The sequence below is a fragment of the Deinococcus koreensis genome (assembly GCF_002901445.1).
Lineage (GTDB): Bacteria > Deinococcota > Deinococci > Deinococcales > Deinococcaceae > Deinococcus > Deinococcus koreensis.
In genome coordinates this window covers 1,859,253-1,874,516 of sequence record NZ_PPPD01000001.1, presented here as the reverse complement: position 1 = coordinate 1,874,516, position 15,264 = coordinate 1,859,253, and the positions used below count along the sequence as shown (strand labels likewise).

The 15,264-nt window shown below is 66.7% G+C and carries 16 protein-coding genes; 6 read left to right on the top strand and 10 right to left on the bottom strand.

What is annotated here, in order from left to right; translation table 11 throughout:
• Positions 1-45: 45 nt before the first annotated feature.
• From CVO96_RS08925 to CVO96_RS08915, 3 genes are read right to left on the bottom strand one after another with little or no spacing between them, the layout of a single operon-like run.
• Positions 46-678 (bottom strand): nucleoside deaminase, encoded by a 633-nt coding sequence (locus CVO96_RS08925; RefSeq protein ID WP_103313385.1) that lies wholly within the window; start codon positions 676-678, stop codon positions 46-48.
• 11 nt (positions 679-689) lie between these two features.
• Complete coding sequence (locus CVO96_RS08920) at positions 690-1,127, bottom strand: DinB family protein (RefSeq protein ID WP_103311931.1); 438 nt, start codon at positions 1,125-1,127, stop codon at positions 690-692.
• Positions 1,124-1,732, bottom strand: coding sequence for a GGDEF domain-containing protein (locus CVO96_RS08915; protein WP_103311930.1), 609 nt, complete (start codon positions 1,730-1,732; stop codon positions 1,124-1,126). Before CVO96_RS08915 ends, CVO96_RS08920 begins: the two co-directional genes overlap by 4 nt.
• Positions 1,733-1,996: 264 nt before the next feature.
• Here CVO96_RS08915 and groES point away from each other — a divergent pair, with 264 nt between their 5' ends.
• Positions 1,997-2,284, top strand: coding sequence for a co-chaperone GroES (gene groES / locus CVO96_RS08910; protein ID WP_103311929.1), 288 nt, complete (start codon positions 1,997-1,999; stop codon positions 2,282-2,284).
• 159 nt (positions 2,285-2,443) lie between these two features.
• Positions 2,444-4,096, top strand: coding sequence for a chaperonin GroEL (groL, locus tag CVO96_RS08905; RefSeq protein ID WP_103311928.1), 1,653 nt, complete (start codon positions 2,444-2,446; stop codon positions 4,094-4,096).
• Positions 4,097-4,153: 57 nt separating this feature from the next.
• On the opposite strand, the gene CVO96_RS08900 is transcribed toward groL, so the two are convergent.
• Positions 4,154-5,413, bottom strand: a complete 1,260-nt coding sequence (locus CVO96_RS08900) for a RelA/SpoT domain-containing protein (RefSeq protein WP_103311927.1) — start codon at positions 5,411-5,413, stop codon at positions 4,154-4,156.
• 72 nt (positions 5,414-5,485) lie between these two features.
• Here CVO96_RS08900 and CVO96_RS08895 point away from each other — a divergent pair, with 72 nt between their 5' ends.
• Complete coding sequence (locus CVO96_RS08895) at positions 5,486-5,782, top strand: type 1 glutamine amidotransferase family protein (protein WP_103311926.1); 297 nt, start codon at positions 5,486-5,488, stop codon at positions 5,780-5,782.
• A 22-nt stretch (positions 5,783-5,804) separates the two neighbouring features.
• The gene (locus tag CVO96_RS08890; RefSeq protein WP_103311925.1) at positions 5,805-6,317 is read left to right on the top strand and encodes a P-loop nucleotide/nucleoside kinase family protein; all 513 of its coding nucleotides are present in this window, start codon (positions 5,805-5,807) and stop codon (positions 6,315-6,317) included.
• Between the two features lie 3 nt (positions 6,318-6,320).
• On the opposite strand, the gene CVO96_RS08885 is transcribed toward CVO96_RS08890, so the two are convergent.
• Positions 6,321-7,712, bottom strand: coding sequence for an FAD-binding domain-containing protein (locus CVO96_RS08885; protein WP_103311924.1), 1,392 nt, complete (start codon positions 7,710-7,712; stop codon positions 6,321-6,323).
• Between the two features lie 47 nt (positions 7,713-7,759).
• Between CVO96_RS08885 and CVO96_RS08880 the strand changes: the two genes are divergently transcribed.
• On the top strand, positions 7,760-8,287 hold the full coding sequence (locus CVO96_RS08880; RefSeq protein WP_103311923.1) for a P-loop nucleotide/nucleoside kinase family protein: 528 nt from the start codon (positions 7,760-7,762) through the stop codon (positions 8,285-8,287).
• Here the strand turns inward: CVO96_RS08880 and CVO96_RS08875 are convergent.
• The 4 genes from CVO96_RS08875 to CVO96_RS08860 form a co-directional block, all read right to left on the bottom strand.
• Positions 8,276-8,866 (bottom strand): nucleoside deaminase, encoded by a 591-nt coding sequence (locus tag CVO96_RS08875; RefSeq protein WP_103311922.1) that lies wholly within the window; start codon positions 8,864-8,866, stop codon positions 8,276-8,278. The genes CVO96_RS08880 and CVO96_RS08875 overlap by 12 nt on opposite strands.
• Positions 8,867-9,221: 355 nt before the next feature.
• Complete coding sequence (locus tag CVO96_RS08870; protein ID WP_103311921.1) at positions 9,222-10,787, bottom strand: AMP-binding protein; 1,566 nt, start codon at positions 10,785-10,787, stop codon at positions 9,222-9,224.
• 77 nt (positions 10,788-10,864) lie between these two features.
• Entirely contained in the window at positions 10,865-11,203 is a 339-nt protein-coding gene (locus CVO96_RS08865; RefSeq protein WP_103311920.1) for a DUF7079 family protein, read from the bottom strand.
• A 24-nt stretch (positions 11,204-11,227) separates the two neighbouring features.
• Positions 11,228-12,424, bottom strand: coding sequence for a benzoate/H(+) symporter BenE family transporter (locus tag CVO96_RS08860; RefSeq protein ID WP_103311919.1), 1,197 nt, complete (start codon positions 12,422-12,424; stop codon positions 11,228-11,230).
• 106 nt (positions 12,425-12,530) lie between these two features.
• Between CVO96_RS08860 and CVO96_RS08855 the strand changes: the two genes are divergently transcribed.
• Positions 12,531-13,967 carry an aminotransferase-like domain-containing protein gene (locus CVO96_RS08855; RefSeq protein WP_103311918.1) on the top strand — a complete coding sequence of 479 codons (1,437 nt, stop codon included), beginning with the start codon at positions 12,531-12,533 and terminating at the stop codon, positions 13,965-13,967.
• 41 nt (positions 13,968-14,008) lie between these two features.
• On the opposite strand, the gene CVO96_RS08850 is transcribed toward CVO96_RS08855, so the two are convergent.
• Positions 14,009-15,241, bottom strand: a complete 1,233-nt coding sequence (locus CVO96_RS08850; protein ID WP_103311917.1) for a 2,3-bisphosphoglycerate-independent phosphoglycerate mutase — start codon at positions 15,239-15,241, stop codon at positions 14,009-14,011.
• Positions 15,242-15,264 lie beyond the last annotated feature (23 nt).

Sequence of the window (15,264 nt, the reverse complement as noted above, 5' to 3'; positions counted from 1 at the left end):
GGCGGTGCCTGAAAGCCAGCCGGTGGAAACGACCTCCCGCTGCATTCACGCCGAACCGCCCAGCACCGCCAGGGCGTCGGACAGCGGGGCGCGGCGGTCACGCAGGGCGGCGAGGGTATCGCCCTGGGTCAGTCTGGATGCGTACTGCACGTCGGCCTCATGCTCATGGAAGGTCTGGAGGAATGGCCCCAGCGCGTCGTGGCCCTCATCCATGAAGCCCACCAGCGCCAGCCGCAGCGCCACCACCTGCACGGTTTCCGGCGCGCGCCCCACCCGGATCTGCTTTTTCATCACATATTCGTCGTCCGTCAGCAGGCGCGTACACCCGGCCCAGGGGTCGGGGGCCGCGTACTCGACCCCGCGGACGCCGCTCATGGCAATCGCGCCGGCGCACTGTGGGCAGGGCTGCACCGTGGTCAGCACCGTCCAGCCGTAACTGTCCGGGCGGGGCGTAGCCGACAGGTTCAGCAGGGCGTTGATCTCCGCGTGCGCGAGGTCGTGGCCGGAGATGACCCCGCCCTCCGCGCCGCGCGGCTCGCCCAGCCGGTTGCGGCCCCGCGCGATCACGTGCCCCTGAGCATCCACCACCACGGCGCCGATGGCGTAGGAGCCGTGCAGGTAGGCGTCCCAGGCTTCCGAGAGGGCAGCGACCCAGCCGGCGGAGAGCTCAGCGGGCATCCGGGCGGCGCTCACACCGGCCACGCGCCCAGCACCTGTCGTAACGCCACGATTTTGCCCAGGTGGTAGGCGGTATGCACCGCCAGGGCGCGCAGGATGTCGGCCATCGACTCACCGGGGTTGACCTCCCGGTGCAGTTCCGGCGATTCGGCCCACGCGAGTGCCCGCGCCTGACCCGAGTGGAAGGCTTCGACCAGCGTCTCCCACTCGGCCAGATCGCCAGGCGGACGCTCCGGGTAACGCTGCCCCGCCTGCCACGTCCGCTCGTACAGTTCCTCGTCGCGCCTGACCATGATGTCCTGCCACAGCGCCGCGTGCCACAGCTCGTCGTAGATGGAATGGGCCTGCACAGACGGTTTCGCGGTGACCTGCTCCAGTGTGAGACCACTCAGAAGCTTGCGCCGGTCGGCAAACTCACCGTGAAAGAGATGGTTCCACTGGTCTTTCACAGTTCCCCCCGGTTCTTCTCGATCAGGTCGTCCACGGCCTCACGCAGCAGACTGGCCTCGGTGCGGCCCAGGGCGCCCGAGAGCTTCGCCAGACGGTCGAGCTGGCTCTTGGAGTAGTAGTTGCTCTTCAAGACCATCTTGCTCTCCACGTAGATGCACGCCCGCGCCCGCCCCTCGCGCTTGGCCCGCAGCAGGGCTTCCTCGGCGGCGCGGTACAGCTCGGCGTAGACGCTGGCGTGGGCAGGCCGGGCCGCCAGCCCCACGCTGAGGCCCAGGCTCTTGGGCCAGTGCGGGTCGCGGTGGATATGAAAGTGCTTGATGACCTCGTCGAACAGGATCAGGGCGGTCTCGGCGGCCGTCTCGGGCAGGATGGCCGCGTACTCGTCGCCGCCGATGCGCCCGATCACGCTGCCGGTAGGGAGGCTGCCCGAGAGCAGGCGTTCCACACCGCGCAGCACGCGGTCGCCCTCGCTGTGCCCCAGCGTGTCGTTGAGGGCCTTGAAGTGGTCGAGATCGAGCACCGCCAGCGTCAGGGGCGCGGCTCCCAGGTCGCTGAAGGCGTCCTCGAAGGCGTTGCGGCTCAGGATGTCGGGTCGGGCAGCCATAGGGTTCCTCCTGGGGCATCACGTGGGATGGACAGACACCCACATACTCACCGTGTATATATGTCTGAACTATGACACAGGATGCATGAACGTGGAATGCGCGTGCCAGCGCACCTTGAGCGCCCCACGCTCAGATTCCCAGACTCCAGCGCTTGACATTTTTCCGGAGGGGGGCCTATTCTTGCGTGCGGAACGGCAAAAACCGCCGGGTTGTCCGGCGAGTCTATGCCCCACATCCCATATCTCACCTCAGGAGGAACCCACATGCTGAAACCTTTGGGCGACCGTGTTCTCGTGGAAATTATCGAAGAAGCCGAGCAGAAGACCGCCGGCGGCCTGTACGTCCCCGACTCCGCCAAGGAAAAGAGCCAGCGCGGTAAGGTCATCGCCGTCGGCAGTGGCAAGACCCTGGACAGCGGCAGCAAGGTGGCGCTGGAAGTCAGCGTGGGCGACACCGTGTACTTCGCCAAGTACGGCGGCACCGAAGTGACGCTGGAAGGCAAGAACTACTCCATCCTGGCCGAACGCGACATCCTGGCGATCGTCGAGTAAGGGGCGGTGAGCTGTGGGCTCTGAGCTATGAGCACCACCGCTCACGCCCAGGCACGCCCTCCTTCTCCGCCCGCACGCACCGTCAACCCTCACTTCAGGCCCGTGGCCCCTCCGAGCCCACAGCTCAGAGCCCACAGCCCTCTTTAAAGGAGCCCCACCATGGCCAAGCAACTCGTATTTGATGAACAGGCCCGCCGCGCCCTCGAACGTGGCGTCAACGCCGTCGCCAACGCTGTCAAAGTGACCCTCGGGCCGCGTGGCCGCAACGTGGTCATCGAGAAGAAGTTCGGCAGCCCCACGATCACCAAGGACGGCGTCACCGTCGCCAAGGAAGTCGAGCTGGAAGACAAGCTGGAGAACATCGGCGCCCAGCTGCTGAAGGAAGTCGCCTCCAAGACCAACGACATCACGGGCGACGGCACCACCACCGCCACCGTGCTGGGCCAGGCCATCGTGAAAGAAGGCCTGCGCAACGTCGCCGCCGGCGCCAACCCGCTGGCCCTCAAGCGCGGCATCGACAAGGCCGTGCTGGTCGCCATCGAGGAGATCAAGAAGCTGGCCGTGCCGGTCGAGGACTCCGACGCCATCAAGAAGGTCGCCGGCATCTCCGCCAACGACGAGCAGGTCGGCGAGGAAATCGCCTCCGCGATGGACAAGGTGGGCAAGGAAGGCGTCATCACCATCGAAGAGAGCAAGGGCTTCGACACCGAAGTGGACGTCGTCGAGGGGATGCAGTTCGACAAGGGCTTCATCAACCCCTACTTCGTGACCAACCCCGAGAAGATGGAAGCGGTGCTGGAAGACGCCTACATCCTGATCAACGAGAAGAAGATCAGCAACCTCAAGGATCTGCTGCCCGTGCTGGAAAAAGCCGCGCAGACCGGCCGCCCGCTGCTGATCATCGCCGAGGACGTCGAGGGCGAAGCCCTGGCGACCCTGGTCGTGAACAAGTTGCGCGGCACGCTGAACATCGCTGCCGTCAAGGCCCCCGGCTTCGGCGACCGCCGCAAGGAAATGCTGCGCGACATCGCCGCCGTCACCGGTGGTCAGGTCGTGTCCGAGGATCTGGGCCACAAGCTCGAGAACACCACCCTGGACATGCTGGGCCGCGCCGCGCGCATCCGCATCACCAAGGACGAGACCACCATCGTGGACGGCAAGGGTGAGCAGAGCGAGATCGACGCCCGCGTCAACGCCATCAAGGGCGAACTGGACACCACCGACTCCGACTACGCCAAGGAAAAGCTCCAGGAGCGTCTGGCCAAGCTGTCCGGCGGTGTGGCCGTGATCCGCGTGGGCGCCGCCACCGAGACCGAACTGAAGGAAAAGAAGCACCGCTACGAGGACGCCCTGAGCACCGCGCGCTCCGCCGTGGAAGAGGGCATCGTGGCCGGCGGGGGCACCACCCTGCTGCGCATCATCCCGGCTGTCCGCAAGGCCGCCGAGTCCCTGACCGGCGACGAAGCGACCGGCGCGCGCATCCTGATCCGCGCCCTGGAAGAGCCCGCCCGCCAGATCGCCGTGAATGCCGGTGAGGAGGGCAGCGTCATCGTGAACGCCGTCATCAACTCCGACAAGCCCCGCTACGGCTTCAACGCCGCCACCAGCGAGTACGTAGACGACATGATCGCCGCCGGCATCGTCGACCCCGCCAAGGTGACCCGCACCGCCCTGCAGAACGCCGCGAGCATCGGCGCGCTGATCCTGACTACCGAAGCCATCGTTTCCGACAAGCCCGAGAAGCCCCAGCAGGGCGGCCAGGGCGGCGGCAACGGCATGGGCGGCGGCGACATGGGCGGGATGGACTTCTAAGCGAATCTAGATAAGTTCTCAGAAGGTAGATGGGGTTGCGAAATTTCGCAACCCCATCTACTTCTCAATTAGCTTTTCTGAAATCTTTAACAACAGTTTATAATAATCCTCGATCTCCTCAGGAGTATAGACTCGCATACCATGAACAACATTGTTTCTAAATCCTCTAATTTGATGAAGGTCAATCATTTCTAGTTCTGAAATCTTGTTATCCTTCCTTAGGTTTGTCAGCATTATTTGCCAGTTTATAGGTTTCTTATATCCATCTTTGGCCGAATCTGGATATTTTCTACTTAAAGCTTCCTCCAAATCAGCCCACTTGCGTATAAATTTCCCAAGATATTCCATTCCCATATTCAATTCACCTTTATTAGATGACTTTTTTAATTTATTTTTCAAGTTTAAGTATATGTTCACATTCTTTTTATCTTCATACAAAATCACGTCAATTATTTGGTCAGCGATAGGCCTTTGCTTAATATCAAAGCTTAGATTGTCAAGATACTCTAATAGAGAAACTGGACTATTTTTATTCAACTTTTTAATCAGTTCAAACAGTAAGTCTATCCTACCCAATGCAGAGTCTTCTATATCGGCAGCATCTAGTTTATTGAGCTGATTGATTATAAATGACGCTAGGTCGTATCTAGAGTTGAATCCACCGTTGTTAGCCTCAACTCTTCTTTCAGCAGCTCTCTTTAATCTTTCTAGAGCTATCTCGCCGGCAAGAACAAGTCCGTTAAGCTCATCCAAAATAGCATATTCATCTTCGCTAAGGCTTCCCTGTAGCGGCTTATAAACTAAGTCGTGCTCAACTTCCGACCAGCCGTGCATCAATACTGAAGCCACTTGTATCTCAATTTTAGTGTCGCCGAATCTTTTATATGAGGGAAGATTATCGTCTATTTTAAGATAGACTCTATAATGTGAAGCCCAATACCCAGAAAATCTCTTAGTTACACCTGGGCGAATCTTACCCTCTTCCGGAAATGTTTTACTACTTTCAACGCCAAAATTCGATCTAATTATCTTCTCTACTTCTTCCCTATCGCTGGGAAAATAAATTGCGATCCTTAAACCAGATAAATCAACAATATCATCGTAGATTTGATCTATGCTTTGATACTTCTTTTTTGTCATTCTAGATTTTATCTTTTCATACAGCCTATCAGGGCTCTTTGCCCGATGGGTTACAATCGCGCGAATTCCACTTATAGAAATTTGACGCTCTATAATTTCAGCGGCCGTTCGTGATAACTGAGCATAGAAGTCGTATTCCTTATTATAGCGATTCAAAAATTCCTCAGCTAGTCCCACGCTTTACAGTCTGCACCACAGAAGCGTTCATTCCAAGTCACGTTCGCGTGCGAACCGGCCTACTCTTTATTTTTGAACCGGGACGCGGTGGTGTACGCGGGCTTCAGCGCCGGCCCATGCGTGCTGTCGCCGGATCTGCTGCCGCTGGCTGCCGTTGATCCGCTCGACACCGTCGATAAGCCGTTCACTACTGGTCTGGGCGTGCTCGACCGGCTGTTCATGCCGCATGTCGACTCACCGGATCATCCAGAAACCGGCGACTGTACCCGGCTTGCCGCGCAGCTTGAGACTCAGGAGGTGCCTCACTGGCGTCTGCGCGACGGCGACGTACTGGTGCGCGAGGGGAACCGCGACGAACTGCTGACCTGATGGCGGGCGGTAGGCTCTGCCCATGCTCTACGTCACCTCCGGCCTTCCCGGCACCGGCAAGTCCACCCTGGCCCGCCAGCTCGCGCGGCACCTGGGCGCCGTGTACCTGCGCGTGGATACGGTCGAGGCCGCGCTGCTGGCGTCCGGCCTGAAGGCGACCGTCGAGGGCTACCCGGTGTGTTACGCGCTGGCGCTGGACAACCTGCGGCTGGGGAGCGCGGTCGTGGTGGACGTGGTCAATCCGCTGGCGATCACGCGGGACGCCTGGGCGGGGGTGGCGCGGGAGGCGGAGGCGCGGCTGGTGAATATTGAGGTCGTCTGCTCGGACGCGGCGGAGCATCGGCGACGGGTGGAGACGCGGCGGGAGGATCAGACGCACCGGGTCGGCGAGTGGAAACCGCCCACCTGGGATTCGGTTCAGACCTCGGCGTGGGAGTTCGAGACCTGGAGCGGGGAGCGCGTCGTGGTCGACACGGCCGGGCGCACCGAATCGGAAGCCTTCATGGCGCTCCTCGCCGCACTTCCCCGGCGGTAGACCCTACTCCGTTGCCTTCGCACGGGGCTTCTTCGTCGCCGTCTCCGCCGCCTTCTTCCGCGCCGTTTTCGGCTTGGGCGGCTCCGGCTCGCGGCCGAAGGCGCTGGCGCGCACCTGATTCCAGTAGTCGGCGTGAACGCGCAGATCCAGCGCGTCCAGACTGGCGGCAAACACCGGCTCGGGCCAGAGCTGCACGGTCAGCCCCTCGGCCTCAAGCTGCTGGACGATCACGGCGAAGCGGGGGCTAGGGCTGGGCGTGGTCGCCACGACGCCAGCGCCGTGGGCCCGCGCGAAGGCCGCCACCTGCGCGGTCACGTTGCCGCGCAGGACATGTACCGGCAGCTCCTGCACGCACTCGTGGATGAAGGTCTGCCGCTTGGCGCTGATCGTCCATTCTTTCAGCAGTCCGTCGTCCCAGACGAACACGGCGGGGCGCTCCGCGTAGGCGGCCAGCGCCTCGTTGGTGGGCGAGAGGCGGTCGCCATGCACCCACACCACCGCGTCTGGCACGCTCTGCGGGGTGAGTGGCCCCTGCCAGGGCACGGCCCGCAGGCGATCCGGGGCCAGCCAGCCGGTCTCGCCGGGCGCAGCGCTCTTGCCGACAAACAGCCGCTCGGAGAGCGCCGCGTAGGTGGCGTCGAACGGACAGCCCGAGTCCGCCAGGGGGCACTCGGCGCAGTAGCGGTCTCCGGCGTACTTGAGCAGGTTGCCCCGGTTCCACAGGTATGGAAAGGCCCGCCAGGTGCTCGCCACCCACTGCCAGTTCAGGTTGTTGTTGGCCGGATCGCCGTCCAGCAGGTGCGTGATGAACCAGCTCGCCCCGCCCGGCCACCACACGCGGCGGTGGTGAATGATGTAGGACGCGAGCCACATCCGCACGTGGTTGTGCAGGTAGCCGGTCTCGCGCAGGTCCCGCGACCACGAGTCGATGCACACGGCGCCGGTCGTGCCCTGGTCGATGTCGGCGGGGAATTCGCGGCTGTAGGCGCTGTCCGGGAGGCCGGTCTTGTAGGGCTGCAGGTTCTCCCATACGCCCGCGCCGATCTCGGCGTACACGCGCGTGAAGAAGTCGTGCCAGCTGAGTTCGTTCACGTACTTCCAGGCGCGGCTGGGCGTGGGCACGCGGCGCAGCGCCTCGTCGCGCACCTCGGCCAGCGTCAGCACGCCGTGGCGCAGGTAGGGCGAGAGGCGGCTGACATGCCCGTCGAGGTGCGAGCGGTCGCGCCCGTAGGCCAGGGGATCGAGGGCGTCCAGCGCGGCCAGCGCCGCCGCCCGGCCCCCGCGCGTGAAGCCGTGGTGGTGCGGGTCGCGGGCGAACACGTCGGGGAACAGCTCGGCGACGGGCGTGTCCTTCAGGCTGGGGGGGAGGGTGGGCGGCAGGCCGGGCGGGGTCATAGGAAAGTCTGTCGCTGGCTCGCCGACACGACGGTAGGCTGGGCTGCATGTCACAGGTGCTGCTCGTGGTTTCCGGCCTGCCCGCAGCGGGGAAAAGCCACCTGGGCTCGAGGCTGGCCCATGAACTGCGCTGGCCTTACGTGACCAAGGACGACTACAAGACCATCCTGCACGAGCGACTGCCGGAGATCACGAACGCCCAGAGCGGCCCGCTGAGCTTCGAGCTGATGTACCACGTGGCGGGCGTGACCCTGGCGGCGGGCGTGGACACCGTGCTGGAGACGCATTTCTACCGGGGCATCAGCGAGCCGAGGATCGGGGCTCTGGCGCAGGCCCACGGTGCCCGGCTGGCCCAGATGTTCTGCGAGGCGCCGCTGGAGGTGCTTCAGAGCCGGCACGACGCGCGGGTGGCGTCGGGGACGCGGCCGTTCATTGATTTTCCTCTGAACTACGGCATCCTGCCTGATCACTGGTGCTGGACACCGCTTTCCCTGGACGCGCCGCTGCTGCGGGTGGACACGACAGGCCCCGACCCGCTGCCCGGCGTGCTGACCTGGGTCAGATCACTTCGCTGATTCGCTGTCGGCGGCCCCCTCGGCGGCGGCCGTCTCCTCGGGGTACTTCTGGCGCCACAGCGCCCAGCCCTCGTCGGGGAAGGCTTTCAGGGCTTCCGGGGCGAAGAGGGCGGCGCCCTCACGCTCCAGGGCCGGGTCGGGGCAGGCGATGACCTCGGTGTCCTGCATGGCGGGGTGGTTCGACCACTCGATCAGGCGGCCGGAGCCGCCCCAGGGGTCGGCGGTGGCCCACACCACGCGGCCGACCTGCAGCAGCGCGCTGGCGCCGCCGCACATCAGGCAGGGTTCCAGGCTGGTGTAGAGGGTCAGCGTCTCGGGCTCTTTGAGCTTGCCCATCTGGAAGAACAGATCCATCTCGGCGTGCGCCACCGACGACTCGCCGACGTGTTCCGGAGTCTGCTTCTCGCCCACGCGGTTGCGGCCGCGGGCCAATACCGTACCGTCCGGGCCGACCATCACGGCGCCGACCGGGGCGCTGCCGGCGGCTTTCCCTTCGCGGGCCATCGCCAGGGCCTCGCGCAGAAAATGGGAATGGTCGAGCGGAACGCGGGCGGCGGGCGGGGTCTCCTGGGTGGGCATGGGGAGATTGTCCGGGGGCCGGGCCGGGATGTCGGTGGGCCTTCCCGCTTTATGCGGCCTTGCGATGCACCCAGAGAGCGCCGGTCAGCAGCCATGAAGAAAGGAGCCCGCAGGCTCCTCTTGTGGATCGGTGCGGCGGGTTGTCCCCGGCCCCACTGTTCGCGCGCCCGTATTTTTGTGAATCCCAGAGGTGGGCGCCTCCCTCAAGTGCGTAACTGTACAACGTGGACTGCACTGCACGACCTTTTCAGGCCAGAACCATGACATTAGCATGGCAGGCCAGGTCTGTCAAATCTCTGACGGTGGTTCTGCGGCCTGCGCCGGGGAGCCCGTCGGCCGAGCCCCGCCCAGCCGCTCAGTTCACCGCCCGCTCCCGGCCTGCCCACAGGCCGGCACGCAGGACGAACTTCTGGAACTTGCCGCTGGCGGTCTTGGGCAGGTCATCGCGGAACTCGTAGCGCTTGGGCGCCTTGAAGCCGGCCAGATGGGCGCGGACGTGGGTGTCCAGCTCCTGGGGCGTGACCTGCTGCCCGGCGTGCAGGGCGAGGAAGGCGCAGGGCACCTCGCCCCACTTCTCGTCGGGCATGGCGACCACCACGGCTTCGCGCACGGCGGGGTGGGCGTACAGCACGCCCTCGATCTCCACGGAGGAGATGTTCTCACCGCCCGAGATGATCACGTCCTTGTTGCGGTCACGGATCTCGATGCGGCCGTCCGGGTGGGTCACGGCCACGTCGCCGGTGTGGAACCAGCCGCCGTCCAGGGCCCTGGCGGTGGCGTCCGGATTGCGGTAGTAGCCCTTCATCACGAGGTTGCCGCGCACCATGATCTCGCCCAGGGTCTGACCGTCGTGGGGCACGGGCCGCCGCGCCGTGTCCAGCACCTCGACCTCGCCGGCCAGCAGCATCTCGAAGCCCTGCCGGGCGATGATGGGCGCGCGGGTGGCGGTGGGCAGCGCCTCCTGCTCGGCGCTCAGCTCAGCCACGGTGATCAGCGGGCTGGTCTCAGTCAGGCCGTAGACCTGCGTGACGTGGAAGCCCAGCGCGTTCATGTCGGCGATGGTGCGGGCGTGCGGCGGGCTGCCGGCGGTGGCGACCCGCACCGGGCGCCCGAGGGTGCGGGCACAGGCCGGGTCGGTGAGCATGGACAGCACCGTGGGCGCGGCGCACAGGTGCGTGACCCCGTGGGCCTCGATGGCGTCGTAGGCGGCCTCGGCCTTCACGGCCGGCAGCGTGACATGGGTGGCGCCCACCCCGAAGGGGCTCCAGACCCCGCCCCAGCCGTTGGCGTGGAAGTCGGGCAGGGTGTGCAGGTACACGCTGTCCTGGTCGGCCTTGAAGTAGAACAGCGTCTCGATGGCGTTCAGCAGCGTATTGCGGTGCGTGAGCATCACGCCCTTGGGGCTGGAGGTCGTGCCGGACGTGAAATTGATGGTGATGGTGGCGTCCTCGTCGCTCACCGCCAGGGGCAGGGGCGAGCCGTCCTGCCCCGCCAGGCGGGCCTCGAAGTCGGCGCCCGCCGGGCCCTCGCCCATGACCCAGACCGGGATGCCCTGCTCGGCGGCCACCTCGCGCACCCGGTCGTGCAGGGACTGATCGACCAGCAGCAGTTTCACCTCGGCGTGGCGGAGCTGGAAGGCATACTCCTCGGGCATCAGCCGGGTGTTCAGCGGCACCAGCACGTGGCCGGCCCAGGGCACGGCGCTATAGGTCAGCAGGCCCGCGTGGGTGTTGGGCGAGAGCACCGCCACGTGGGCGCCCGGCGCGACCGTCGCCTGCACCGCCCGCGCGAGCCGGTACAGGCGCTCCCCCCACTGGCGATAGGTGAAGCTCGGGCCGCCGGGCTGGATCACGGCCGTGCGTTCCGGATACACGTTCAGGCCGCGCCTGACGAGATCGAGCGGGGTCAGCGGGGTATTCATGGATGGCCTCCGGGACGAGAGCTGAAGTGCAGGTGCGCCCAATCTACTCCAGCCCCGCCTGAAATCCAGCCCTGCATCTATCTCAACTCTCCCTCCATCCCGGCCCTCACCCGCGCCCAGTCGTCCCGGATCAGGTGGCAGGCGAGGCGGCCCAGCAGGCCCGGGCGCCGCCGCCCTGCCCGGTAGCGCGCCTCGATGGGCTCCAGGTCGAAGGCGTCCCAGACGCCCGCCACCGCCAGCAGGTTGCCGCCCAGCACCGGGGCGACCTCGCCGCGCAGGATGTGATCCAGTTCGGCCACATCGAACCCGCTCCGGCCCAGCCGCCGGGCAATGGCCTCCAGATCGGGCTCGGTATCCAGGAACAGTTCCGACAGGGCTTCCCAGGCGACGCGCCGCCGGGCGAGGTCACTGGTCATGAGGTCAGTCTGTCATCTCAGCGTTCAGCCCCGCACCCGCCGCTCCTCGACCCCGTACACCGCCAGCCCCGCCAGAATTCCCCAGAACGCCGCCCCGATGCCCAGCGGCGTGACCCCGCTGAGCGTGACCACAAAGATCACCGGCGCCGCGAGACTGCCCGGCCGGCTGCCCTGGAACGCGGCGGCCAGGCTGCTGCCGGTGGCGGTAAGCAGCGCCAGCCCGGCCAGCGCCGCCAGCGCCTGCGGGGGCAGGATGCCCATCAGGTGCAGCACGGTGCCGGCGAACAGGCCCACCATGATGTTGAACACGCCCGCCCAGACGGCGGCGGTGTACCGCTTCTGCGGATCGGGATGCGCCTCGGGGCCGCTGACGATGTTGGCGAGCAGCGCGCCCAGCGTCAGGTTGTGGCAGCCGAAGAAAGCGGCGCCCACGCTGGCCGCCCCACAGGCCCGCAGCACCGGGGCGGGCGCCGGCTCGTAGCCGTTGGCCTTCAGCACCCCGAAGCCCGGCACGAACTGGCCCGTGAAGGCCAGCAGCGTGAGCGGCAGGGCCAGACTGAGCGTGGCGTGCAGGCTGAAGGCCGGCAGCACGAACTCCGGGCGGGTCAGCTCGAGGGGCACGGGCGCGCCGCTCAGCAGGCCCAGGCCCGCGCTGGCGGCCACGCCGGTCACGAGGACGCCCGCGACCGCCCAGCGCGGCGCGAGCTGCCGCAGCGCGAAGAAGGCCAGGATCATCGCGCCGACCAGTAGAGGCAACTGGCCAAAGGCCTGCAGCGCCCGGAAGCCGAAGGGCAGCAGGATCGCGGCGTTCAGCGCGGCGGCCAGCGGCGTGGGAATGGCCTGCAGCGCGCGTGTCAGCGGCGGGAAGGTGCCCAGCAGGATGACCAGCAGGCCCGAGGTGATGAAGGCCCCGACGGCTTCCGGGAAGGGGACGCCGGGCAGTGCCGTGACCAGGAAGGCGATGCCGGGGGTGCTCCAGGTGCTCAGGATCGGCGTGCGGGTACGCAGGCTCAGGAGAATGCCGGTGACGCCGGTGAAGATGGCGTGCGCCCAGAGCCACGACATCGCCGTGCCCGTGCTGAGGTCGGCTGCCTGCGCGACCGAGTAGATCAGCACGTTCGGCCCCGCCCAGCCGATGATCATGGTGATCAGCCCGCTGAGCACGGCGCTGGGATGAGTGTCGCGCCAGAAGGTGCGTGCTCGGGGCAGGGCCACAGTCATGCCCGCCAGTGTGCGCCGCAATTGGACTGACTGCCAGAGCTATTGGACGGCCCATTGGCCTGCTCGTCTACACAGACGGGCGGATTGGCCTGCTACGCTCGGAGCCATGACGGCCACTGGCTCCCCTGCTACGGACGCTCCACGCTGGGCGGCGCTCCTGAGCGGCTGGCGGGACGGCGAGGGCACACTGCAGACGCGCCTGACGCACTCTCTTGAGCAGGCGGTCGGTTCCGGCCACCTGGCGCCCGGAGAGCGGCTGCCCGCCGAGCGGCCCCTGGCGGCGCTGCTGGGCATCAGCCGCTCCACAGTGGTCGCCGCCTACGACGACCTGGCGGCGGGGGGCTGGGTCACGCGGCGGGTGGGCAGCGGCACGCACGTCGCGGCCACGGCGCCCCGGCAGGCGAGCGTGCTGACCCTGCGAACGCCGCTGGCGACGCAAGGTTCGGAGGGCGAGCTGGACTTCACCATCGCCGTACCGCTGCTGGGGGATGCCCAGCGCGCCCGGATGCAGGCGGCGGCGGTGGACGCCTTTCGCGAATCGGTCTACCACCCCCACGGCCTGCCCGAGCTGCGTGCCCTGCTGGCGGGTCTCTACACGCACGATGGCCTGCCCACCACCCCGGAACAGGTCATCGTGACCAGCGGCGCCCAGCAGGCCATCTCGCTGCTGGCCGGCACGCTGCTGCGCCGGGGAGATACGGCCCTGCTGGAAACGCCCACCTATTTCGGCGCCATCGACGTGTTCCGCGCGCTGGGGGCTGAACTGCGCGGCGTGCCGGTGGGCCCGGGTGGCATGAACCCCGACACCTTCGTGCAGCTGGCCCGCGACCACGGCCCGCGTCTGGCCTTCCTGACACCCACCTTCCAGAACCCGACCGGCACGGTGCTGCCGGCGCGGGCCCGCGAGCGGCTGGCCGCCTTCATCGCCGAGACCCGGCTGCCCACCATCGAGGACGACACCCTGATCGACCTGAGCTTCACGGGCACGCCCCTCCCGCCCCGGCTGGCCGCGTACGCGCCAGGGGCACCCATCGTGAACGTGGGCTCGCTGAGCAAGCTGTACTGGGCGGGGCTGCGGGTGGGCTGGATGCGGCTGCCGGCGGCCCTGGCCCAGCCGACGCTGCAGGCCAAGACCCTGGCCGACTTCGGCGGCAGCCTGCCCGCGCAGCATGTGGCCCTGAAATTGCTGGAGGAGCTGCCGGGCCTGCGCCGGGAGCGCCGCGAGAGCGTGACCCACGCCCGCGACCTGCTGGCGGGGCTCCTGCGGACTCACCTGCCCGAGTGGGAGTTCCGCGTGCCCGAGGGAGGCCAGTTCCTGTGGGTGGAACTGCCCAGCGCCGAGGCCAGCCGCTTCACGCACCTCGCCGCCCGCTTCGGTGTTCGGCTCTTTCCCGGCGCGTCCATGGGCGTGGCGCCTCTGCCCGACCGCTTCCTGAGATTACCCTTTACCCTCGACCCGGCGCGGCTGCCAGACGCCGTGGCCCGCCTGCACGCCGCCTGGGCGGAATTCCAGGCGCGGCCCGGACAGGAACGGCTGGCGTAGCGGGGTCGGTGGCCCGCCGCCGACGCCCACCGAGAAGCTCGTCAGGCCCCGTACTTGTTCAGCTTCAGGGCGTTCGCCATCAGCAGCGGCATCAGGTCGGTGCCCCGGCGCAGGCCCAAGCTCCCCTTCTGCGCCTCTTCCTCGGTGTAGCGCGCCGCCATGTCCTTGCGGCCGTGCTCGGCGCGGATCAGCAGCGGCACCGGGTGCCAGGAGTGGCTGAGCAGCTTGCTGGGCGTGGAATGGTCGCCCACGATGGCGAGGACATCGGGCTTCAGCGCCAGCAGCTGCGGCAGCAACTCGTCGAAGAGCTCGATCTTGTGCACCTTCTCGGCGAAATCGCCATCCTCGCCAGTGGAGTCGGTCTTCTTCACGTGGAAGTAGAAGAAGTCGTAGTTCTCCCAGTGCTCGCGCAGCGCGGCGACCTTGCCCTCCAGCGCGTCCTCGTGCCCCTCGACCGGCAGCACGTCCATGCCGACCAGGCTGGCCAGCCCCTTGTACATGGGATAGGAGGCGATGCAGGCGGCCCGCAGCCCATACGCGTCGTCGAAGGAGGGGAAGTGCGGCACGTCGGAGTAGCCCCGGAAGAGCACGCCGTTGACCTGCTCCTCGCCCTGCAGGGCGGCCTCCGCGCGCTGCACGAAGGCGTTGACCAGCCCGGCGGTTCTGGCGCTGGCGTCGTCGTGCGGCTCGGCGCTCAGGGGCTGGACGCCGGTCGCCTGCGGATCGACGTCGCTGATGTTGGCGCCCAGCGCCGGGCCGCCGCCCGCGCGGAACACGACCACGAAGCGGTGCTCGGACTCGGTGTAGATCTCGACCGGCGTGCCGTCGATCTCGGGGATGGCGGCGCGCAGCCGCGCCACGATCTCGGCGTTCTTCTCGTCGCTGGGACGCCCGGCGCGGCGATCGTCCACGACCCGGCCCTGGCCCAGCGTGGCGAAGTTGCCGCGCACCGCCACGTCCCCGGCCCCCAGCTTGACGCCGATGCCCACAGCCGACAGGGCGCCGCGCCCGACGACGTACTTCAGCGGATCGTAGCCGAAGAGGCTCAGGTGGCCGGGGCCGCTGCCCGGCGTGATGCCCGCGCCCACCAGTTCCACCAGCCCGAGCTGCGAGTCGCGCGCCAGCGCGTCCAGATTCGGCGTCTTCGCGGTCGCCAGCTCGGTCTCCCCGTTCAGGGTCAGCGGCAGGCCACCGATGCCGTCCAGCACCACCATCAGGATCTTGCTGTCGGTCTTCTTGGCGAGGGTACGCACGGTCTCCAGCAGGTCGCTCATGGGCTCAGTGTACGCCGGACACT